Raw genomic sequence first — 21595 nt, forward strand, 5'->3', positions numbered from 1 at the left:
CGCAGGCAAAGGGTTCAATACCTATTACGCAACCTGGAATCTGAGGGGGGGAATCCGGCTGCAGGCGCTGCGCAACTGGATGACCGAGTCACCTTTGATGCAGAGGCAAGCCTAGAGGGTCAGCCTTTTTCAAACGGCAATATCAAAGATTTAACCATTGCATTGGGCAGCAGCCTGCTGCCTGAAGAGTTTGAGCAGGCCGCGCTGGGATTGAAGTCAGGCGAAACGCGGAGATTTGAGATCAGCCTGCCTGCCGATCATCCGGATGCCCAGCTTGCTGGCAAAGCGATTCAATATATATTAACGCTCAAGAAAGTCGAACAACCGCGCTATCCAGATATAGATGCGGATTTTGCCGTCTCGCTTGGCATCGACGGCGGCGATCTCGAAAGGATGCGCGCTGAAATCAAGGAGAACCTTGAGCGCGAGACGCAGCGCTGCATCCGGTTGCTGTTGCAACGCCAGGTGATGGATTGTCTTTTAGAATGCGCTGCGCTTGACGCGCCGCGCACACTCGTTGAACAGGACCAGCGGCGCCTGGCGGAAATCGCGCGCCAAAATATGGAAAAACAGGGCGCGCGCAACCATAATGCGCCGATCTCGGCGGAAATGTTCAAGGAACGGGCTGAACGCCGCATCAAACTGGGGCTGATCTGCGCTGAATTGATCCAGCAGCATGATTTACAGGCGCAGCCTGAGCAGGTGCGCGCGGCGGTTGAAACCCTATCCAAAAGCTATCAGGCGCCGCAGGAAATCGTGCGCTGGTATTATGCGGATACCCAACGGCTGGCGGAAGTTGAAGCGGAAGTCGCCGAGCGCAATATTATCGACTTCGTGCTCAGCAAAGCCAAAGTCGAGCAACAGCCGATGAGCTTTGAAGCATTGGCGAAAGCTTCCCAGAGCCTGTTCACGATCTGCGACAAGCGCCCGGAAGCCAAGGAGGGCCCGCCGGAACGCTGACCGAGGGACCCGCGCAGCGGGATCGGGCCGTAGGGCGGGCCACAAGCCGCGCAGTCAGATCGTGAACAGGCTCTCATTGAAATTTGTTTTCAGCGCCTCCATCTTTTATGACACTCAAGAATCCTGTGCACCCGCTGCAACGAGAATTCCCCAGTTGGGAAAAACCGCAGAGCGCTGTTGATGCGCAAGCGCTTGGCTTGGTGCCAATGGTGGTGGAAACCAGCGGTCGCGGCGAGCGCGCGTATGATATCTACTCGCGACTGCTCAAGGAGCGCGTTGTATTTTTGATCGGCGAAGTCAATGAACACAACGCCAATCTGATTGTGGCTCAGTTGCTTTTCCTCGAAAGCGAGAATCCGGACAAGGACATCAGCCTGTATATCAACAGTCCCGGCGGCTCAGTTTGCGCTGGAATGGCCATTTATGACACATTGCAGTTTATTAAACCGCAAGTCTCCACATTATGTATGGGGCTTGCCGCCAGCATGGGGGCTTTTCTGCTGGCGGCTGGCGCGCCTGAAAAACGTTTTGCGCTACCGAACGCGCGGATCATGATCCACCAGCCTTTGGGCGGCGCACGCGGCCAGGCGTCCGATATCGAAATTCACGCGCGTGAGATTCTGTATTTGAAAGAGCGTCTGAATCAATTGCTCGCGCAACATACCGGCCAGACGGTTGAACGCATCTCAAGCGACACGGATCGTGATAAATTTATGTCGGCGGAAGATGCCAAAGCTTATGGCCTGATTGATCAAATCCTTTCCAAACGCACTTGAGGACGGTTTGTATCGATGGCAAACAAAAAGGATTCCAGTTCCAAGAAATTTCCGCATTGCTCGTTTTGCGGAAAAAGCCAGCATGAAGTCAGAAAACTGATTGCCGGCCCGTCTGTATTTGTGTGCGACGAATGTATTGATTTGTGCAATGAAATTATCCGGGACGAAGCGGCGATTGCGCACAACAATGCGCATATCTCTAAAACGGAGCTGCCGGCGCCTCAGGAAATTAAAGCCTTCCTTGATCAATATGTCATTGGACAGGAGCGCGCAAAGAAGATACTTTCAGTGGCCGTTTACAATCATTACAAAAGATTGAAACATCTGGACCGGAAAAACGAGATTGAGCTTGCCAAAAGCAATATTCTGTTGATCGGTCCCACCGGCTCTGGCAAAACCCTATTCGCACAAACGCTGGCGCGTCTGTTAAATGTGCCCTTTGTGATCGTAGATGCCACCACGCTGACCGAGGCGGGATATGTGGGCGAAGATGTCGAAAACATCATTCAGAAACTGCTGCAGAATTGCAATTATGATGTCGGCAAGGCGCAAAAAGGCATTGTCTATATTGATGAAATTGACAAAATTGGCCGTAAATCCGATAACCCCTCAATCACGCGGGACGTTTCCGGAGAAGGCGTGCAACAGGCGCTGCTGAAACTGATTGAGGGCACGATGGCGTCCGTGCCGCCCCAGGGAGGACGTAAGCATCCCAATCAAGACTTTATTCAAATCGACACGACAAATATATTGTTCATCTGCGGCGGCGCTTTTGACGGCCTTGAAAAAGTGATTATCAGCCGCACTAAAGAAGCGGGTATTGGCTTTGGCGCAATGGTTAAAAGCCAGAAACATGCTTCCAGTGAAGCGCTATTAGAAGTCGAGCCTGAGGATTTGATTAAATTCGGCCTGATTCCCGAATTGATTGGCCGTTTGCCAGTAGTGACCGTCCTTGACGAACTGGATGAGAATGCTTTAATAAAAATTTTGGTTGAGCCCAAAAACGCGCTCGTCAAGCAATATCATGAACTTTTCGCAATGGAGCATGTAGCGCTTGAAATACGACCAGAGGCGCTTAAAGCGATTGTGCGCAAAGCCATCCAGCGCAAAACGGGCGCACGCGGGCTGCGCTCGATTCTGGAACAGGCGCTCCTCGATACGATGTACGAATTGCCCACGATGAAAAATACCAGCAAAGTTATTGTGGACGAGAAAGTCGTCCACGGCGCCGGTCAACCTCTGCGGATTTGTGAAGATGCGCCTAAGGTTGCAAGTGCGAATTGAAGCGCACATCTTGTGCATAGGCTCTAGAAAATAACCGATCTTCCACCTGGGACATCAATCCTATGTCAGAAACATCCAATCTCCCATCGAAGTGTGTATTACTCCCGCTATTGCCGCTTAGGGACATCGTGGTATTTCCGCATATGGTCGTTTCCCTGTTCGTCGGGCGTCCAAAGTCGATCAAAGCGCTCGAATTCGCGATGGCCAGCGGTAAACGCATCATGTTGACCGCGCAGAAAAATCCCGCCAAGGACGAGCTGAAATCCTCGGACCTGTACCCAGTCGGATGTATTTCGAATATTCTGCAGATGCTTAAACTTCCGGACGGTACGGTCAAGGTGCTGGTCGAAGGGTTGCAGCGGGCGCGAACCCACACCGTTGAAGAACAGGACGCGCAATTCTTCTGCGCCGCCGTTCCGCTGGATATTGCGGCGCCCGCGGGCGTGCAGGCTGAAGCGCAAACAGAAGCCTTGCGGCGTACCATCCTTGCGCAATTTGAACAATACATTAAACTGAACAAGAAGATTCCGGCTGAAATTCTGTCATCCCTTGCCAGCGTCGATGACGCGGGCCGTTTTACGGATACGATCGCTGCGCACCTTTCCATCAAACTTGACCAGAAACAGCGGGTTCTTGAAACTTTTCCGATCATCGAGCGTCTTGAATATCTGCTGACGCAAATCGAAGCGGAAATCGATATTTTGCAGATTGAAAAACGCATCCGCGGGCGCGTCAAGCGTCAGATGGAAAAAAGCCAGCGCGAGTACTATTTGAATGAACAAGTCAAAGCGATCCAGAAAGAGCTTGGCGAAGGCGAGGACGGCAGCGATCTTGGGGAGTTGGGGAAACGGATTACCGCCGCGCGCATGCCCAAGGAAGCGCACAAAAAAGCCGAAAGCGAGCTGAAGAAACTCAGGCTGATGTCCCCCATGTCAGCGGAAGCCACGGTGGTGCGCAATTATATCGATGCGATGATCAGTTTGCCGTGGCGCAAGAAAAGCAAAACCAATCATGATCTGGCCAATGCGCAGACGACGCTGGACGAAGATCATTACGGACTGGAGAAAGTCAAGGAACGCATCCTTGAATATCTTGCGGTGCAGCAGCGGGTTGGAAAAGTAAAAGCGCCGATCCTCTGCCTGGTTGGGCCGCCAGGGGTGGGAAAAACATCACTCGGACAATCCATTGCGCGCGCAACGAGCCGGAAATTCATACGCATCGCATTGGGGGGGGTGCGGGACGAGGCGGAAATCCGCGGTCACCGGCGTACCTATATTGGTTCAATGCCGGGCAAAATCCTCCAGAACCTTGCCAAGGCGGGCGTGCGCAATCCGCTTTTTCTGCTGGATGAGGTAGACAAAATGGGCATGGATTTCAGAGGCGATCCCGCTTCAGCATTGCTCGAAGTCCTTGACCCTGAACAGAACCATACTTTTGCCGACCATTACATCGAAGTCGATTTCGACCTATCCGATGTGATGTTTGTTGCAACCTCCAATTCTCTTCACATCCCCTCCCCTCTTCTGGACCGGATGGAAGTGATCCGTCTTTCCGGTTATACAGAAGATGAAAAAGTCAATATTGCGCGGCGCTATCTGCTCCCCAAGCAGAAACGCCTGAACGGGCTCAAGGAAGACGAGCTCGATCTGAGCGCAGCGGCTTTGCTTGGCATCATTCGCTACTACACGCGGGAAGCGGGCGTGCGTTCGCTTGAACGGGAAATCTCAAAAATTTGCCGGAAAATCGTTAAAAAACATCTGCTTGAAAGATCAGAGGTTACGCTGAAGATCGAAGAAGAGCATCTCGGCGACTTTCTGGGCGTGAAAAAATACAATTTCGGCGTCGCGGCGAAAGAAAACCAGATCGGTCAGGTGACAGGACTCGCGTGGACAGAAGTCGGCGGCGATTTATTGACCATCGAAGCCGCGCTGATGCCAGGCGAAGGCAAGGTGATCCGCACCGGCTCGCTGGGAGACGTGATGAAAGAATCCGTCGAAGCCGCGCGTTCGGTAGTGCGTTCGCGCGCGCAGCGCCTCGGCATTGCCGATGAAATATTTCGGACTCAAGATATCCATATCCACGTTCCGGAAGGCGCAACGCCCAAAGATGGTCCCTCGGCAGGTATTGCGATGGCCACCGCGCTCGTTTCCATATTGACGGGCATCCCGGTGCGCTCGGACATCGCGATGACCGGTGAAATTACCCTGAGAGGCGAAGTATTGCCGATTGGCGGATTAAAAGAGAAACTGCTCGCTGCGCACCGGGGCGGCATCCGGCTGGTGATCATTCCGGAAGAAAATGTCAAAGACCTCGCCGAAATTGCCGATGTTGTCAAAAATAGTATTGAAATTGTTCCTGTACGCTGGATTGACCGGGTGCTGGAACTGGCGCTTGAACGCATGCCTGAGCCCCAGGGCATCAATGCGCCGCCACACGCCGTTGTTCCAATCCCGGCGTCTGAATCCGCTTTGAACATCCCCTCGACGCGCACCACGCATTGAGCAATGGCTTGCATCGTCTATATTCTTAAACGTTTCTGTGTATGAGCGGCCCTCAATTGACAGAAAGCGGGAAAGAAAAAATGATCATTGAGGCCGCCTTGATGTGCGCTCAGGAGCCGCTCAAAGTCTCTGATTTGCGCAAACTGTTCATTGAGCCGGTCCCGGACAAGCACATCATGGGTTTCCTGGATACGTTGCGTGCAGACTGGTCAGAGCGGGGACTTGAACTGGTTGAGGTCGCGCAAGGCTGGCGTTTTCAGAGCGCGCCCGCGGTCCGGGCGTTCCTTGACCGCCTAAATCTTGAGAAACCGCCCAAATATTCCCGCGCGGTATTGGAAACGCTTGCGGTTATCGCTTACCGGCAACCCGTCACGCGGGGCGATATCGAAGAAATCCGCGGCGTCGCTGTCAATACCCAAGCGATACGACAACTCGAAGAACGAGGATGGATCGACATCATTGGCCAGCGCAATACGCCTGGACATCCGTCGCTTTATGCAACCACGCAGACCTTTCTGAATGACTTTGGCTTACAAACGCTTGACGCATTGCCCGCCCTGCCTGGCAACCACCGAGACAGCTCGAATCGCCAAGCTTGACGCGCTTACATTTAAAAATCTTTCAGAAGTCACCCCAGAGACTGCTTTGAAACCATCTGACTCCATTGATCCATCAGAACCTGAATCGGTGCAAGAAAACCGCAGCGAAGGGCGAAGCAGGCACGGTTTACGGCGCGGTCCGCGCAGCCTCATTGCCCGCCGTCATGCATTGAAGACACAAGAATCCGATACCCAGGCTTTGGCGTCCAATGCGTCTATACATCATCAAAAAGCCGCGCCCCGCAAACGCCAGTTCCCGCTTCAAAAGCCTCGCTCAGAGCATTCTTCAGTGAGATCGTCACTTGCGCGAGCGCGCAGACAGTATGAACAATACGGCGAGCGCAAAGCGATACAGGGCAAGTCACTGAAAAATGCGCCAGTCGTGGAGGACGATGCGCCCAAACTGCACAAGGTGCTTGCTGAGGCAGGCATTGGTTCGCGGCGCGAAATGGAAGAGTGGATTATGGCGGGCCGCATCTCTGTCAATGGCGAACCGGCGCATATTGGCCAGCGCATCATGCCGACGGATCAAGTCCGCATTAACGGAAAGCTGCTTCCGCGCAAGAATGCCCCCTGCCTGCCGCGCATCCTGCTATACCACAAGCCTAGCGGAGAAATTGTCAGCCATGCGGACCCGCAACATCGCCCATCGGTATTTGACGCGCTCCCGCCATTGAAAACGGGTAAATGGCTTTTCATTGGCCGGCTTGATTTCAATACGGAGGGTCTGCTGCTGTTGACAAGCTCCGGCGAGCTAGCGTATCGCTTCACACATCCGCGTCACAAGGTGGAGCGCGCGTATGCAGTACGAGTGATTGGCGAACTTTCCGAATCGGCCCGGCAACAACTATTGCACGGCGTCGCGCTCGAGGACGGGATGGCGAATTTTCTGCGCATTCAGAACGGCGGCGGCGAAGGCGTCAACCGCTGGTACCACGTTACGCTGGCCGAAGGCCGAAATCGGGAGGTGCGGCGGCTATTTGACGCGGCCGGCATCAAAGTCAGCCGGCTGATCCGCACCCGTCATGGCCCGGTCACTCTGCCGCGCGGCCTAAAACGCGGCCGCTGGGAAGAACTGGATGCGCGGCAGGTCAACGCTGTACTCGAAACCGTTGGCCTAAGCGCGCACGCACCTGAGCCTAATATCAATAGGAGCGCCTTTAAGCCTCGCCGTCAACCGGATCCTATGCAGTCTTCGGTTGATTTTTCAGAATACGTTAACGGTCGGGGCAAGGCATACCCTTATGCACAGATGCGCGCCCAATTCAATCATGCGCGGCGCCCAAACCGCGCCCTGCCAGAGCGCCGCGCAAGCTACGATGATCACCGTTCTGACATGATCAGGAGCCGTGGCCGCTCATGGAAACGCTAGGGCCTTTCTCATATTAAACACGTTGAGCGCGCGCAATCAGAGCGATTTTGACAAAATCATTCAAACCAAGCGTGCAGAAGCCTGCATAGCTGAAGATCAAGGCGCTTTGCGCGAGCGGCAATGGATGGAGTCTGCCCAGGCCGTATATCCCAATCCACAGGCCTGCGCAAGCATCGATTGCGATTGCAGCGGCAAACGGCGCGCTCGGCCGGGAAGTCCAGAACGCGCGCCGCTCGCGAACCGACAGGATGGAGAATAAACCGAAAAACAATAAAGTCTGGAACGTAAAAAAAGCATCTGTGTTGCAAGTCAAGTGGTTGGCGCTGGATTTTCCTGCCAGGGGGAGCGGCGCTGGACGAGGCTGTTCAGGATAGAGAGCAGCTTACGCAACACAGCGATCAGAGCTTTTATGGGTTTTCCAGCGGCTCGTAAGCGTTCGTAGAACGTTTTCATATCCTCGTTGCAACGAGCCGCCGATAAAGCCGCCATGTAGAGCACGCGCCGCACGCGCGCCCTTCCCCCCTGCATAAAGCGCTCGCCTTGATGCTTACCACTATCGTGATTGAAAGGCGCGCCCCCTACCAAGGCTGCCAGAGACTGATGAGCACAACGACCTAACTCCGGTAGAAAAGCTTCCAGATGCCAGGCAGTAAGATTTCCAACACCCGGCACAGAAGTTAACAAGGCATGCGTTTCCTGCATCTCTGCGGTTTTGGGTTGCTTTTCGATGGCTGTCTCAACGTTGCCTATCTCCTTGTCCAGCCAACGAATATGGGCTTTGAGCGAACGCTTGATCACCGTGTCCGTACAATGCTCCAAGTGATTTTTATCTCTTTGTGGTCCTTAACCCGCTGTTCACGTCGCTTGATCAGCCGCCCTCATTGCGCCTGCTCTGCCGATAGAAGATGCTCGTCCCCTTGGACTTTCATCGCTCCCCGTATTCACAGATCCACTGGGCGTCTATCCTGTCTGTTTTAGCGAGATACCCCTGCTCTTGGCAAAGGCTCGAACGCGCTTGGCATTGGCGAGATGGATAGGGAACCCAGCCTTGCGCACGGTCAACATTCAATCCCTTTCATAGCCACCGCTGGCTTCACAGACCACCGTACTGACTGGATTCCCTGATTGAATACATTTTTCTAGTGCCCGGATGAATTTCTTCAGTCCTTTGGCTGTGTTTTCTACTTGGAAATAATGAGCACCCATTTGTGCATCCAGCACGTGTTTACTGACATCTACCCCTATATAAGCTGCCATTGGATTGCATCCTCCTCTAGCTGTATGCTTGAAAAGTTGGCTCTCCCCATACTTGCCGATTGGATGCGAGGCTTGAGCCTCTCCCATCTGTCCGGAGCTTGACCAACATAAAAAGCAGAGAGCATCCTGTCTTTCTCCCAGTACTTCATTAACCTGTTTGCACGCGATTCCTCTCTGCCACCTCATAAAGTGATCAGCTTTATGGGGCCAATCCAATATACAACAAGGTTTGCCACGAGGGCTGCGAAGCCCCACTTGATTGAAGCGCGCAACGATCTGCGAGTCGGACAAATGCTGCGACAGTTCGCGGACTTGCTCGACGATAGTCACCGGATAGCGCATTGCGTCGGCGATGGGCTTGGGCAAATTGACGGTGATATCGTTACAGGTGCCGCCTTGCCAACGGATATGCAGAATGATTTGCCGCTGGCCGGACAATTTCTTCACCGTGATGCCTCGGATAAGGAGCCGTAGCATACGCTTGCGATCCTTCGCTTGTGTCGTCGGAGCATGCCACAGGCGTGGTAGATCGCGGGCCAATGCGAGGATTTGGGCCTCTTGCTCAGGCGTGACGATACGCGCCTTCTGGCTTTGAAATTGGGCAGCCTCGGTCTTACTCGATTCGAGGCGAAGCAACGCGTCGTTCCAACGCCGCTCAAGGGTTCCGGCGACCAATCGGTTAGCGGGATCGCACTCTTGATAGCGTTGCTCGGCGAGCGCGGCCTCATATTGAGCACGTTCAATGCGCATTTGCCATTGACGCATGATGGTTTGATCGCGTTGCTCAAGTTCCTTCAGCGCTGTTACGGCCAGTTCGAGTTCGGCCGGTTGTAGCCTCTTGAGCACCGCTTCGCTGATCGCGTCGTCGAGTAGGCTGCTGCGCACGCTCATGCAATCTTTGGTCGCTAAACTTTCGCGACGCTGCCAACTGCACAGGTAGACTGGGTAGATGCCACCGTGACCTTGATAGCGTATCGTGATTGCCCGGCCGCAGCGACCGCATACCAGTAGCCCCTGAAGCAGCGCGAGGCCTTCACGAGCCGGGCCGCTCAACAGGGTTTCTTCGCTGTTGGTCCGATTGTGCGCCATGTGGGCTTGGTTCTGCTCAAACTCATCCAGGGTGATATATCCCTTATGGTGTTCTGGCAGGTGAACACGCCAGCCCGCCCTCGGGACTCGCTGCACGCGCTGGCGCACGTCTCCCTGGCGAGTGATATGCTTGCGGTACTGGTAACGTCCAAAGACATACACGCCCGCATACGAAGGATTCTTAATCAGTCCAAGCACACGTCCATGGCTCAGCCGCCCCCAGATGAGTTGGCCCGCCCAGGCTCCGCCGTAGGCGCGCTTGGGAAAACGTAAGCCACTTTGCGTGAAGCGCTTGACGACCGCATAGGCACTACCAGTTTTCTGAAAGAGGCGAAACACCCACTGTACAGCACCGCGAACCTCGTCATTGGGATCAAGGACAATGCGACCTTCATCGTCATAACACAGGCCAACTGGCAGGGGAAACCGCAATTCCCCCTTCTGTGCTTTGTTAAGCTTACCGCCCTGGAGGCGCCCGCGCAAAAAGTGTAGTTTGGCCTGCGCCATTGTCCCTTTCAGACCTAACAACAGCCCGTCGTTGAAGTCCCCTGGATCGTAACAGCCATCGGCATCGATAACCAACGTATGGGTGAGTGCGCATAACTCCAACAACCGATGCCAGTCCAGGTTCGAGCGCGCCAGACGCGAGACCTCCAAAGCAAACACCGCGCCCACTTGCCCCATCGAGACATCTGCCACCAGTGTCTTGAAGTCCTCGCGTCCCTTCATCCGTGCACCCGACTGACCCAGATCCCGATCCAACGTGCGGATGGCCGTCTCTGGCCAGCCCAGTGCCAACGCTTTGTCCCGCAGCGCATACTGGCGTTCGGTACTCTCCTGATGATGCCGTACCTGGGCCGGAGTCGACTGACGGATATAGATGTACGCCGGTTTGCTGTAGTGCTGTTCGGTGATCTTGGTGATCATTCATAGCCTCCTCGGTCGCTTCTAGCGCGGGGGCCGCCGTGAGCCAAGCTTCGAGCATGTTGGCGATCAGCACGCCAGCAAATTGCGCATCGACGGAGGGAGTGAGCAATGGCAACGGCTGGTGGCTCATCAGGTCCCCTTAAAACGCTTCTCGGCGACGTAACAATTCGCGGTTGATCTCGCAGATCGCTTCGATGATCTCGCGAACCCGATGATAGTTTGCCAGGCGCTTGGTAACGTCGACGTAATGGGCTTGTGGCACGTAGTCCATTTGCGGTCGACGGCCGGAAAAACTCACCGATAGGTAGTACTTGGGACCGTGACCGGGAGTATGGGCGCACTTGCAGCCAGGTTTGCCACAACGCTTGTAGCGCTCGACCAGTGAACCCCGCAAAAGGGTCTCCAACACTGGCATTTGCCGTACCAACTGGGTGCGGCGTCTGCGCAAAGTGGACGATGGAGTATCCTGCATTATCAGACCAGTTAAATGTATGGTCTGATAATAGATCGACAATGTTCACTGATCAAGCCCTTTCCTAAATGACTCCTTGGAGGGGAACGTGGTGAGGCGCTCGACCAAAGCGATCAGCTCCAGCAGCATGTCAAGATCAAAGTAACATGCCGAGGCTTCACGATTGCCTTCGGCAGGCAGCGCGCCCCAGTCAGTCCATTCACGGTTAAGGCTGAAGCTGCCACGCTCCGAGTGCGCTAGGATCAGCGTGTCGATACCTGAAACTCGTCGCGTCTTCAGGACTGGAAATCGTTGACCTTTGAGCGGATGAAATGGATGACAGATCTCCACCCAACCCAAAGGCTCGTTGGATGTATGTGCAGTTCGCACTGACCATCGCAACGGTAGAAGATCGCATTGTGCAAACGGCAATGAAACGGGTCATGGAGCCCATCTTTGAAGCGGAATTTCAGGAATGCTCCTATGGATATAGGCCGAGACGAAACGCCAAGCAAGCCAGCGAGGCGATTCGACAAGATTTATATCAACAGGCATGGAGCGTTGTGGAAATGGATTTCCAGGCTTACTTCACCAGTATTCCGCACAATAAGCTCCTAGAGCTGATCAGCCGCAGGATATCGGACGCAAGCCTGCTGAAATTAATCAAACAAACGCTCAAGATTGGCATCAGCCACAAAGGGAGTGTGCAACCAACGAAAATTGGAGTGCCGCAAGGCTCCCCGACTTCCCCGTTGTACAGCAACATTTACCTGAACGTCATCGACCGAAAGTGGCAGGAAGAAAAGTGCCCAGAGAAACTGGGCGCAACCTTGCACCGCTACGCGGATGATGCCGTGCTGGTCTGCCGAAAGAGCGCCCAGACTGCGCTACAAGCATTCTCTGAAATGGCAAGGGAGATGAGACTTACGCTAAATAGCAAGAAGACGCGGATAACGAAGCTGACTCAAGGGTTTGATTTCCTGGGTATCCACTTTATCAAGCAAAAGAGTCTCAAAGGCGGCAGGAATACCATCTATCTGCACCCCTCCAAACAGGCGCAACAAAGCATACGCAACAGACTGAAATCTTGGACATCACGAAATGCGCCTATTAATCCTGAAACATTTGTCGAGCAGATCAAACCGATTGTGTGGGGGTGGGTCAACTATTTCAAGCACACGAATGCCAGCAAAGCCTTTAAGGGATTACAGCGTTTTATCAACATCCGGTTCCGAAGATACTTAACCCATAGAAGGAAAGGCCACGGGTTTGGATGGAAGAAATATCCAAACAGCAGGTTGTACGCAATGGGGATGCCCTATATTGCGGGCGGCGTGCTTGAGCATCAAGGAACCCTTGCGCATGGTTCACGATGAAGACTGTCGGACCGCCGTATTCGGGAAAACTGAACGTACGGTGGGATGAGAAGGGGATGATGAACCAGACACGACAAAGCTAATGAGGCACTGCACGGAGAAATCCGCAGAAACAGATAGGCTAAGTCTAACGCTGCTGAGTCATTCCTTTACTCTAGAGTAATTTCTAGCGTTCTTATCTGTGAAGTTTCCAAAAAATCCCGTTTGAACCGTTCGCGTATCCGGTTCCCAAATATTGCATCCTCTTCATTCCAGTATTGATGAATGAGGGATGCAAGCCCTGCAGGCTGCAGTTCATAGATGCAATTCAGAATGTTATTCTTGCTTGGATGAAGGCACCTATCTTCATAGATTTCTTGTACCAATGCTGCGTGCTTAGAGAGCTTGTGTTTTTCTTCATCAAGAAAGTCCATATCTCCACCCAGATTCAATGTTAAAAACAGAGTGCTTAGGCGGCTATCGTCAACTTATTCTGGATAAGAGGATACGGTGCAAAATATTGGATGATGATACTAAAAGAAGGAATCTGTAAGAAGAATCACGTAATGATAAATTTGATATAGGTTGTAAATGTTTATTGAGAAAATGATGTCATTTCTCTGAAGATGCACCGTCACGGACGAAATGATCTAAAAATCCCACTGAATTTAAGATTGCTCACGTTACTTGCTGCCATTCTGCGTCACCTTCACTCTTTTGCAGCGACCCCCATTTGCGCCTTTTTAGACAAAATTAAACGCGCCCCGAAAAATGTTCAGCATATTGATCAAGCAAATTCCGTATCATTTTTTGGTAGCCTGTATGATGCTTGTTTGCCGTTTCTTTGAAGAAATCGACACTTTTTTTACTCAAGGAAAGAGTCACTTTGACGGCCTCTTCTTTTAAGATAAGCGCTTCTGGCGCTGGCAAGAAATCGGGAACCACGGCTAGTTTTCCCAGTGGTTCATTTTGGTAAGTTGGTTTGCGCTTGTTCATAAATCTTTTTACCTTGCCTCCAATAGCCGGCCCCTATGATTCGGATGGTTTTACCTCGATAGGTAAAACGGACTGTCATAATTTTTCCGTGCACTTTGCCAAAGCAGTAATAACGTTTCTCTGTTTGACTATGCTCCAAATCTTATGCAATCACACGATAGCAATCTAGAAAAGCAAGCTGTGCTTCATGAAAGGAAACTCCATGTTTTTGGAGATTCAGCTCTTATTTTTGATCGTTCCATTCGAATGAAGCCCTTTGCTCTTTCATTCGGAAAGTATACAAGATAACCTTACTAAAGGCCATATATTTGTATGGGAAATTTCCTTTATGAAGTCGGCTGAGGGCTGTTCCGTCACTTGCTGCCTTTCTGCATCATCCTCTTTCAAAAACTTGAATTTTCCTCCAAGGCTTAAATCTTGAGACGATGCGTTTAGGGGCCGATAGAGCGTCTATATTCAATTGAAGACGCACCCGCATGCGTGAATGAAGGTGCGATATTCACTGGCAGGGACGCTGGATCAGGCTAAATACGCCTGTAAAGTTCAGTTGAAAAATGCCCCCTCCCCCCGTGAGTCCAACAGACCCTATTATTGAGTTGTGTCCTGCCCGTTTTGTTCTTTTTTCAGTTCTTCAACCGCCCACTTTTGTTGGCTGTTTCCAGCACAAGGCAAGGGTAGGTGAACCGAACAATGAGGGTTTGAGTCATCTGGGTGTGCCCAAAGACGTGTACCCATTCTTCGAAATTCAGGTGCGTTGTGATCAGGACTGACCCTTTTTCATGAGGTTGGACAGCCATTCAAAAAGCAGGGGGTCTGGCTTTGGGATCGATGGGCACGTAGCCCATCTCGTTGATCCCGATGAAAAGGGAGTAGAGCAGTGGGTTCATCCGGCGGCTTGTAAAGGTGTGGGCGAGCGCCTTGAGTCAGGCGCTAGCGAGGTTCACGGACTTGAAGCCGCGGACTGAGGGAGCGATGTTGCAAGGCGCGATAGGGGAGTTCCGGAGCCAGGTGAGATTTGCCGGAGCCGCCTACGATGAGCCCATTTTCACAGTGGCCTACCAATTTCAGTGGTTTTGCCTGTTCAAATCGTGTGAGGTTGATCGGCAAGCCGGCACCCTCGCACTCCTCGAGGGAGTGGAGAGGGGGGCGCTGAGCCCGCTGCATCCGGTACGCGAAAGAGCGGCTTTGGCGGTAAGCGACTTCGCAGCTGAATGGCCCTCCGGACCTCTGGGACGAATCGGCGGCGTTCAGGAGGCAAGGGCCTGTATTCCTCGAAGGATGGCCCCATGCCGGTATAGCCAAGTGCTGGCCATTGTGCGGCGATGTGTCATGCAACAGGGGCCTGTCCTGCTGGTAAAAGCGCCTGGTGGTCGCTCCTGCAATCGCCTGTGGGGGGATCGGCAGGGGTCGCCCGGAAGCATCGCAGGGGGGTGTGAGCTGGTGTTGAGGCGGTCAATGAGACTGAAGCATTGCAGGCGCCTGGTCTGAGCGCATCCGCACAAGCGAGCTCGACCGGGTCCAGGCCGTGCTCCGGTCTGGCCCATAAAACCTGGATGAGTGGCTGGGCGCATCCGGATGAGCGCTCAGTGGTTTTTCCAGGGCGGCCAGTGCAGGCGGCTTTTTCCAATGCTTGAAGGGGGCGCCGGGCTTGTATTTCAGCGCTGGAAGGTCATGAAGCCCCTCGTAGCGTGTCTGGCTCATGCTTACCCCTCCCCTTCTCCCTGACATCGCACGACAAGCCGGTGGGCGTAGACCCTGATTTCGACCCGTTCAGTGACAAGGCGCAGTCCACGCGGTATCGGTGGGGGTCAGAACAGATCAGGCGGGGGGGCGTGACGACGGGGGGGCAGCTTGTCAGAGTCAAAAGGGGATCGATCAGCGAATCCACGGGGCTTTTCTTCCGGATCGGCCTGCCAGACGGTCCTGGTTTTGAAATGCACGTGCTGAGTACGCTTGGCCCAACTGAGGCCGTGGGGAAAAAAGTGAGGGCGGGCTGTCCTGACCTGCCTTTCAACCGCCCCTTTCTCATGAGGGGCAGGGGGTGTGCGGGCAATCGGGGTCAAAACGTCGTGACGGGCCCATTCCAGGAAGCGGCGGTTGAATTCCCGGAGCCTGTCAGGAATTTTGTGTGTTGAGGTCATGTGAAGATATGAAGAAAAGGAACTCACATGATCGACAAGATGAAGAAAGACACACCGCGAACTCAGAGCAGCAAAATATTTTCAGATGAACGGATAGACCCATTGCTGAGCCAGGTACAGAGCAAAGATGCGGAGTCGCTGTTAGGCGAAACGGGACTGGCAGGTCAACTGAAGAAACGGTTGGCGGAGCGGATGCTGGAGGCTGAACTGAACCACCCTCTTGCTGAACAGAGCGCGCAAGGAAAAACGGGTAACCATCGTAACGGCAGCAGCGCGAAGACCGTGATCACGCCTGCGGGTGATTGACCGTTGGATATTCCGCGAGACCGGCTTTCCACGTTTGAGCCTGCGCTCATTGCCAAAGATCAACGGCGCTTGCCTGGCTTTGAGGATCATGTGATCCGCATGGATGCACGTGGGATGAGCGTGCGTGAGATTCGCGGGCATTTGCTCGAGTTGTACGGACTTGAAGTCTCGCCTGATCTCATTTCGACCCTCACCGATGAAGTGTTGGCTGAAGTGGAACAATGGCAGACGCGCCCGCTTGAAGCGATGTCTCCCATTGTCTCTTGATGCGCTGCGGCTTCAGATTCGGGAGGAAGGGAGTGTCAAAAACAAGGCCGTATCTCTTGCGTTAGGCATGGGCGCGGATGATTGCTAAGAAGTGCTGGGCCTGTGGATCGAACAGACCGAGGGCGCCAAATGCTGGCTGAAGGTCTTTAATGAGTTGCGCAATCGGGGCTTAAGCGATCTTCTCATTGCCGTCGTCGATGGGCTGCATGGCTTTCCGGACGCTACCCAACCGTCTATCCGCAGACCCAGTCAAACCTGCCGTCCATTTGATCCGCAATTCACTGTCTTTTGCCCATTGAAAAGAACGCAAAACCTGAGCCGCCGCGCTCAGGCCCATTTACCAGGCCGCCCATAGCGACGCGGCTCAAGCCGCTTTGGATGATTTTGAAAAGGGTGAATGGGGCCGAAAATTCCCGATCATCAGCCAGATGTGGCGGCGGCAATGGGAGCAGGGGATTCCTTTCTGCTTATCCGCCTGAAGTTCGGAAAATGATTTACACGACCAATGCGATTGAAAGCCTGCATATGCAACTGCGTAAAATCGTTAAAACTCGACTGCAACCGTAATCGGCTACCTCTTGCCCCATCCTGAAGGTGAAGTTAGGTAGCTTTGTGAAGTGGTTCCCATGAGGGGAGCACATCAACCAACTCATCGGGCCGACCCACAGCGCGAACACGACCTTCCTCAAGAAACACCACCTGATCCGCTTCCATGACAGCTGACAGCCGGTGGGTCACCGCAATCACGATACGATTGCGGGCCTCGCGTACCAAAGAGGCCAGCAATGTCCGCTCGCTGACTACGTCTAATTGAGAGGTGGCTTCGTCAAGCAGTAACACGTCCGCATCGCGTAACAACGCACGGGCAACGGCCAACCGTTGTCGTTGCCCACCGGAAATCGCTGTTCCCCTTTCACCTACCGTGGTGTCTAGCCCATCTGGCAATGAGGCAACCCACTTGTCTAAAGCCACCGCGCGTAGTGCAACATGAAGGTCAACCTGTTTTCGATTGGGTACCCCATAGAGTGCGGCCTCTCTTACCGTTTCGCCCAAGAGCGGCGCTTCCTGCTGCACGTAAGCCAGTCGACTGCGCAGCACGTCGAGATCAAATTCGCACACATCCCGGCCGTCGAGCATCACCTTTCCCGTATCCGCCTCGGCGAAACGCTCGATCAAACTGAGCACAGTGGTCTTACCGGCCCCAGATGGCCCAACTAATACTGTCAAACCCAAGCCTGCAGAAAAAGAGACATCCTGTAACACGGGCCGATTCGCGTAAGCAAACGAGACCTGATTAAACTGGATTTGACCGCAACCCGCGTTACCTGCCATGCCGATGCTGCGGGAAGAGACGGTATTCGGTTCCAGTGGTAAGTCTTCGATTTCTATAATCCGCTTCATCGCAGCCAAGCCTTCTGACAGGGCGGATGCGCCACATGCCAAATTCTCCACCGGCTCCCGAAGATACCCAACATACAGCAAAAAGGCGACAAGATCGCCCAGCCCCAGCGTTGAAGCCGCCGCGCGTAGGGTACCAACTGTGAGAACAACGAGGAACGGCAAGTCCAACGACGCAAAGGCAATGATCTGCACAATCGTTTTGGCCTTTTCCATTTGCACGCCGGATCGATATGCTGAATAAGCCCGCCTACAGATTTCACCTTCCTCATAGGCTCGAGTATTCGAGGCTTTAATCGTCCGGAAGGCGATCAGTATGCGATGCAACGCTGAGGTCATCGCGGCGACTTGCTTCTGCGCTCCACCAGCGGCCTCACTGACCCTGCTCAACACGAGCTTCTCACCCCATGTAGTCAGTGCGAGCAACGCCACGACCAAAACGGTCATATACCCGTCTATCGTGCTCATTAAAACGACCGCAGCAAGCATCACAACTGGAGCTGCCACTGCACTGACCGCAATTTCGCCAATCGTGCTTTGTAATAACGTCGTGTCGCTGCCCGCCCTCGATAAGAATTCACCAATAGATCGCGGTTCAATCGCGCTGACCTTTGCGCCCAGTATTCGGCTAATCAGGCCAAACCGCAGGTTGCGGACTAGCCATTGACTTGTGTGTCCAAGAGAATAAGTGCATACGCCGGTGAAGACCAATCCGATAAGGGAAGCACTCGCTAATAATAAAATCGGGAGCGACAGGGATCCGGATCCGCCATGCTGCAACCGGTCTATGAGTATTCCCGTGACAATGGGTTGCGCAAGCGCAGCCCCGTGAGCAGCCAGTTCCAATACGAGCACACCGGCTAACAAGCCCCGCTTGCCTTGCAGGACATTCCACAGCGTTTGCGCCGGATTCACCCACACAGATATCCCTTTTAAACGGTGTCAGACTAGCCGAAACGAGTATGAATGCCGGTTAAGGTGCATCATCATGCAGGACAACATGGCTCCGCTTTTTTGATATTCGCTGAGATTAAACAGGGTTACCTCAAAGGCTAACTTCCCGGCAATATCTTCCAGCTCACGATTTTTGGCTGCCTCTATTACGTAACCTTCCGTTCCTGCCTTGAGGTCATGAATATCTGAAGCGCAAAGAATCGTATTGTTCAACCTCACAGAATTGCATAGTCCGGCAGTGGCAGATTCCTTCGAGACATCAATGATCTCAGTGTATTTTTCGAGTTCCTTGATTTCCTTTTCGTCGTAAAGCTGGGTGCATACCAAGGTTTGTTCTTTAGTAATAGGGAATACACTGCAATCCAGATGGTACAAGTAGGGGTCAATCATCTTAAGCCTAATGATACGCATATCAAATATACGTTTCATCCAGTTGTAAACTTCGGGATCTGAACGGATTCCATATCCGCCCACGTAGATGTTGTCATAAAGGGGTTTAAGCTCTGCCTCCCCCTCAAACTTGGCATCAGGTACATAAGTCTGATAACCCATTGATTCAAAAAACCGCATGCCGACTTCGGTTTCTCCTTGCCGCGGCGCTGATGAATAGTTCGAGATGACTACTGTGTTTTTACCTTCAACATGCTCAAGCACAATGCCAAGGTTGGCAGTGAACACTAAGTCTTGTAATCCCTCGATGCGTGGGATAGGCAGTAGATAGACAAGCGCTTCGGCTGCCAAGAAGTTGTAGAGTTTCAAGAACTGCACCATAGACCTCTTGCGGTCAGGTATTCTCTCGGCTTCTGTCATCTCTTGCATCCACACGTTATTGGCTTCCGCTGTAGAATATGAGAATGGAGCATTCATGAGAAACGCAGGGCGTTGCAACTGCGTAGGGTTCATTTCTTTCTCCTTGTGGATCGATACTCTCGACCTTTCAGATTACTTCTCGCCAATACGCACCAGCGGGTCTAGCCCAGCTTCGATATGATAACCAGGCTGCTGAATGGGATTGAACTCGTAGCGTTCAGACAATGGAATGATCAAATCCACCTGTGAACCGTAGCGGATCTGGGAAAAGCGCTCACCCTGCGCACGCTGATGATTCTGCTTTAATATAAACGGCGTAATGCAACTCACGTCGTAATCAGCAATCTGCAACACATGATAAGACTGGCTCAACTGAGAAGCATATATTATCGTATTGACCATGCGCTGGTTGTGATGCAAATAGCCAGCGCTTTCAAGCGGGATCCGCAGTTCATCAAGCAGTGCCCTTTCGACATCCAACATCGGATGATTCAGCGTATCGATAGGATCCAATTCACGGTAGGACAAACGACCCGAGTACGGGATTCGGTTCACATGCACATCAAAGAATGTCATGAAAACGCCAATGACCAAGCTCTTCTGACTATAGGATTCATCCCGAATAGCATCTCGCAATGAATATGACTTACCTTTGATATCCAACAGACACTCGTCTGGCTCAACAACCTGCTGATAAAGTATGATGCCGTCTGCAGGCGAAAAGAAGTACTGAGAATCGAGATAAGTCAACCGACTTGGATCACGGAAAAAATGATATTGGGAAAGCCACACAATTGGCTTATCTCGCACCTCCTGAACGTCCGTATTAATCCATTCTTCAAGTGTTTTAGCCATATAGCCGCTCCTATTGTGATCTTGCTCATTCTGCAAACACAGCGAATGCCTGTGTTTTCCAAGCCGGCATCCTTTGAAATTTCCAATAAATTATTTATGTCGAGAACAGCGTTCTCATGAGCCAGCATATCCATTTAAAGATGAATTTCTATTTAAGAAAAACGTAAAGGTTGCATGCAATTCCGTCAGTCAATACGAAAAACCTTAATAGGATAATGACTTCAACATCAATATTTTGTTGAGGACGATTCAAGCGCAGAGCAGCAGGCAATGCGAACAAAGCAAATAAAATGATGTAAAAAGCAGGAAACAATAACAGCCCCGTTTTATTCGTCATCCAGGTACAAACAAGCGGGGCTGTACTCCCTCAAGAAATCAAGGGAATGGTTTGCGATAGATTGACACCGCGGCAGCGTACAAAACGAGGGAATTCTGCCGCTTGTACTTGCATCACCACTCCCTCCATGCTGCCGAGCAGCAGCGCTAATACACACTGGAGTGATATCCATCTCGCGGGATCCATTGAAAGAGCGCTTGCTTCTGCTCTTTAAGGTTGAAAATGAATCTATCCATTGTTTAAGCAGCACAGATTGAATCGTGAACGCACACAGATTCCTGCCTCATGCAAACTATTCTCCCTGTTCTTTATCTGTCAATCAGGTATTAACCTGATTTGAAAAATGTTAGAAAAACAAAATCATCTCATGCAAACTTCAACGGCACGTTGAAATAACGCAGATTCGTTGTTGTTATCTTTCATGCGCCTCCTTCCAGACCGGAAAATACACGGTACAGCGGCAGATCGTACAGCGCTTCTTCCATCGCCGCATCCGACAGACCGAACCACTGCTGCAAAATGCCCCACGGTACCCCCCATTCATCTCCTCTGGAAAGACTTGTTTGCGTGTGCGCTTTGCATCTCTCGTAAGCAAAATTAAATGTTTTGGTATATATCTCTGCAATAGAGGAATCCTCTCAAGCATACAGGCCAAGCTTTATGCAGTCCTTCCTTAACATAAATTACTGTCCTTTACGCTTTATTACAGAACGCTTCAATGCCATTCGATAGCATTTGAATGTATCCATGAATTGATCTAAATCAGCGCCTTCTATTTTTAATTGCATTGATTCTATTGAGCTTGTTTCTACAGGATTCGGCATGAATCTCAAACCTTTTCATATCCGGATGAATCGGAATCCACCCTTCATGGCCTGTTTCAATCGAGCGCCGAGGCTTTTGAGGCATTCCATGCGCTGGCCTTTTCTGGTAGTCGAGCCAATCGCGGTTTCAAATTGC

At 52.3% G+C, this 21595-nt stretch carries 18 protein-coding genes and 4 pseudogenes; 8 read left to right on the plus strand and 14 right to left on the minus strand.

Going from position 1 to position 21595, the window contains the following annotated elements; genetic code table 11:
- The 6 genes and pseudogenes from tig to CAGGBEG34_RS12140 all read left to right on the plus strand — a co-directional run.
- Window positions 1-960 (plus strand): trigger factor (gene tig, locus CAGGBEG34_RS04070; protein ID WP_050009313.1); only part of this gene is annotated, 960 nt, incomplete at its 5' end.
- 107 nt (window positions 961-1067) lie between these two features.
- Window positions 1068-1736, plus strand: coding sequence for an ATP-dependent Clp endopeptidase proteolytic subunit ClpP (gene clpP / locus CAGGBEG34_RS04075; RefSeq protein WP_006682570.1), 669 nt, complete (start codon window positions 1068-1070; stop codon window positions 1734-1736).
- A 15-nt stretch (window positions 1737-1751) separates the two neighbouring features.
- Window positions 1752-3020, plus strand: a complete 1269-nt coding sequence (gene clpX, locus CAGGBEG34_RS04080; protein ID WP_006682571.1) for an ATP-dependent Clp protease ATP-binding subunit ClpX — start codon at window positions 1752-1754, stop codon at window positions 3018-3020.
- 62 nt (window positions 3021-3082) lie between these two features.
- Window positions 3083-5521 (plus strand): endopeptidase La, encoded by a 2439-nt coding sequence (gene lon / locus CAGGBEG34_RS04085; protein ID WP_042688095.1) that lies wholly within the window; start codon window positions 3083-3085, stop codon window positions 5519-5521.
- A gap of 41 nt (window positions 5522-5562) precedes the next feature.
- Window positions 5563-6105, plus strand: a pseudogene (scpB, locus tag CAGGBEG34_RS04090) (SMC-Scp complex subunit ScpB); the annotation flags it as partial.
- Between the two features lie 400 nt (window positions 6106-6505).
- A pseudogene (locus CAGGBEG34_RS12140) lies at window positions 6506-7327 on the plus strand (pseudouridine synthase); the annotation flags it as partial.
- A 178-nt stretch (window positions 7328-7505) separates the two neighbouring features.
- On the opposite strand, the gene CAGGBEG34_RS04100 reads toward CAGGBEG34_RS12140, so the two are convergent.
- From CAGGBEG34_RS04100 to CAGGBEG34_RS04120, 5 genes are all read right to left on the minus strand, one after another.
- Entirely contained in the window at window positions 7506-7805 is a 300-nt protein-coding gene (locus tag CAGGBEG34_RS04100) for a hypothetical protein (RefSeq protein ID WP_238984962.1), read from the minus strand.
- Window positions 7802-8290: an IS110 family transposase gene (locus tag CAGGBEG34_RS04105; RefSeq protein WP_050009316.1), complete on the minus strand. Its 489-nt coding sequence runs from the start codon at window positions 8288-8290 to the stop codon at window positions 7802-7804. The genes CAGGBEG34_RS04100 and CAGGBEG34_RS04105 overlap by 4 nt, the downstream gene beginning before the upstream one ends.
- A 267-nt stretch (window positions 8291-8557) precedes the next feature.
- Complete coding sequence (locus CAGGBEG34_RS04110) at window positions 8558-10765, minus strand: recombinase family protein (RefSeq protein WP_006682574.1); 2208 nt, start codon at window positions 10763-10765, stop codon at window positions 8558-8560.
- Between the two features lie 139 nt (window positions 10766-10904).
- The gene (locus CAGGBEG34_RS04115) at window positions 10905-11237 is read right to left on the minus strand and encodes a DUF6788 family protein (protein WP_042688098.1); all 333 of its coding nucleotides are present in this window, start codon (window positions 11235-11237) and stop codon (window positions 10905-10907) included.
- Window positions 11238-11282: 45 nt separating this feature from the next.
- Window positions 11283-11567 (minus strand): DUF5372 family protein, encoded by a 285-nt coding sequence (locus CAGGBEG34_RS04120; RefSeq protein WP_238984964.1) that lies wholly within the window; start codon window positions 11565-11567, stop codon window positions 11283-11285.
- Between CAGGBEG34_RS04120 and ltrA the strand changes: the two genes are divergently transcribed.
- Complete coding sequence (gene ltrA, locus CAGGBEG34_RS04125) at window positions 11549-12592, plus strand: group II intron reverse transcriptase/maturase (protein ID WP_238984965.1); 1044 nt, start codon at window positions 11549-11551, stop codon at window positions 12590-12592. The genes CAGGBEG34_RS04120 and ltrA overlap by 19 nt on opposite strands.
- Window positions 12593-12741: 149 nt before the next feature.
- Here ltrA and CAGGBEG34_RS04130 read toward each other — a convergent pair whose 3' ends face one another.
- From CAGGBEG34_RS04130 to CAGGBEG34_RS10990, 5 genes are all read right to left on the minus strand, one after another.
- Window positions 12742-13005 (minus strand): hypothetical protein, encoded by a 264-nt coding sequence (locus CAGGBEG34_RS04130; RefSeq protein WP_006682576.1) that lies wholly within the window; start codon window positions 13003-13005, stop codon window positions 12742-12744.
- Between the two features lie 319 nt (window positions 13006-13324).
- Window positions 13325-13567 (minus strand): hypothetical protein, encoded by a 243-nt coding sequence (locus CAGGBEG34_RS04135; protein ID WP_006682577.1) that lies wholly within the window; start codon window positions 13565-13567, stop codon window positions 13325-13327.
- Window positions 13536-13706 (minus strand): BrnT family toxin, encoded by a 171-nt coding sequence (locus CAGGBEG34_RS12145; RefSeq protein ID WP_203224836.1) that lies wholly within the window; start codon window positions 13704-13706, stop codon window positions 13536-13538. Before CAGGBEG34_RS12145 ends, CAGGBEG34_RS04135 begins: the two co-directional genes overlap by 32 nt.
- A 484-nt stretch (window positions 13707-14190) precedes the next feature.
- Window positions 14191-14364, minus strand: a complete 174-nt coding sequence (locus CAGGBEG34_RS12150) for an ATP-binding protein (protein WP_420885875.1) — start codon at window positions 14362-14364, stop codon at window positions 14191-14193.
- Window positions 14365-15019: 655 nt separating this feature from the next.
- Window positions 15020-15268, minus strand: a complete 249-nt coding sequence (locus CAGGBEG34_RS10990; RefSeq protein ID WP_158641792.1) for a hypothetical protein — start codon at window positions 15266-15268, stop codon at window positions 15020-15022.
- 467 nt (window positions 15269-15735) lie between these two features.
- On the opposite strand from CAGGBEG34_RS10990, the pseudogene CAGGBEG34_RS04150 reads away from it, so the two are divergent.
- Window positions 15736-16836, plus strand: a pseudogene (locus tag CAGGBEG34_RS04150) (IS256 family transposase); the annotation flags it as partial.
- Window positions 16837-16881: 45 nt separating this feature from the next.
- Here the strand turns inward: CAGGBEG34_RS04150 and CAGGBEG34_RS04155 are convergent.
- The 4 genes and pseudogenes from CAGGBEG34_RS04155 to CAGGBEG34_RS12155 all read right to left on the minus strand — a co-directional run.
- A complete protein-coding gene (locus CAGGBEG34_RS04155; RefSeq protein WP_006682578.1) occupies window positions 16882-18600 on the minus strand; it encodes an ABC transporter ATP-binding protein in 1719 nt (572 codons plus the stop codon).
- Between the two features lie 21 nt (window positions 18601-18621).
- A complete protein-coding gene (locus CAGGBEG34_RS04160) occupies window positions 18622-19536 on the minus strand; it encodes a dimethylarginine dimethylaminohydrolase family protein (protein WP_006682579.1) in 915 nt (304 codons plus the stop codon).
- A gap of 39 nt (window positions 19537-19575) precedes the next feature.
- The gene (locus CAGGBEG34_RS04165) at window positions 19576-20298 is read right to left on the minus strand and encodes a phosphatidylserine decarboxylase (protein WP_006682580.1); all 723 of its coding nucleotides are present in this window, start codon (window positions 20296-20298) and stop codon (window positions 19576-19578) included.
- Window positions 20299-21063: 765 nt separating this feature from the next.
- Window positions 21064-21156: pseudogene (locus tag CAGGBEG34_RS12155) on the minus strand (transposase); the annotation flags it as partial.
- Between the last annotated feature and the right edge of the window lie 439 nt (window positions 21157-21595).

The organism is Candidatus Glomeribacter gigasporarum BEG34 (genome assembly GCF_000227585.1).
In the GTDB taxonomy this organism is placed as follows: Bacteria; Pseudomonadota; Gammaproteobacteria; order Burkholderiales; family Burkholderiaceae; genus Glomeribacter; species Glomeribacter gigasporarum_B.

Bases quoted from the DNA above. Each gene is read 5' to 3' on its own strand.
- clpP (WP_006682570.1), top strand. From the start codon at position 1,068: ATGACACTCAAGAATCCTGTGCACCCGCTGCAACGAGAATTCCCCAGT.
- clpX (WP_006682571.1), top strand. From the start codon at position 1,752: ATGGCAAACAAAAAGGATTCCAGTTCCAAGAAATTTCCGCATTGCTCG.
- lon (WP_042688095.1), top strand. From the start codon at position 3,083: ATGTCAGAAACATCCAATCTCCCATCGAAGTGTGTATTACTCCCGCTA.
- CAGGBEG34_RS04110 (WP_006682574.1), bottom strand. From the start codon at position 10,765: ATGATCACCAAGATCACCGAACAGCACTACAGCAAACCGGCGTACATC.
- CAGGBEG34_RS04115 (WP_042688098.1), bottom strand. From the start codon at position 11,237: ATGCAGGATACTCCATCGTCCACTTTGCGCAGACGCCGCACCCAGTTG.
- ltrA (WP_238984965.1), top strand. From the start codon at position 11,549: ATGGATGACAGATCTCCACCCAACCCAAAGGCTCGTTGGATGTATGTG.
- CAGGBEG34_RS04130 (WP_006682576.1), bottom strand. From the start codon at position 13,005: ATGGACTTTCTTGATGAAGAAAAACACAAGCTCTCTAAGCACGCAGCA.
- CAGGBEG34_RS04135 (WP_006682577.1), bottom strand. From the start codon at position 13,567: ATGAACAAGCGCAAACCAACTTACCAAAATGAACCACTGGGAAAACTA.
- CAGGBEG34_RS12150 (WP_420885875.1), bottom strand. From the start codon at position 14,364: ATGGCTGTCCAACCTCATGAAAAAGGGTCAGTCCTGATCACAACGCAC.
- CAGGBEG34_RS10990 (WP_158641792.1), bottom strand. From the start codon at position 15,268: ATGAGCCAGACACGCTACGAGGGGCTTCATGACCTTCCAGCGCTGAAA.
- CAGGBEG34_RS04160 (WP_006682579.1), bottom strand. From the start codon at position 19,536: ATGAACCCTACGCAGTTGCAACGCCCTGCGTTTCTCATGAATGCTCCA.
- CAGGBEG34_RS04165 (WP_006682580.1), bottom strand. From the start codon at position 20,298: ATGGCTAAAACACTTGAAGAATGGATTAATACGGACGTTCAGGAGGTG.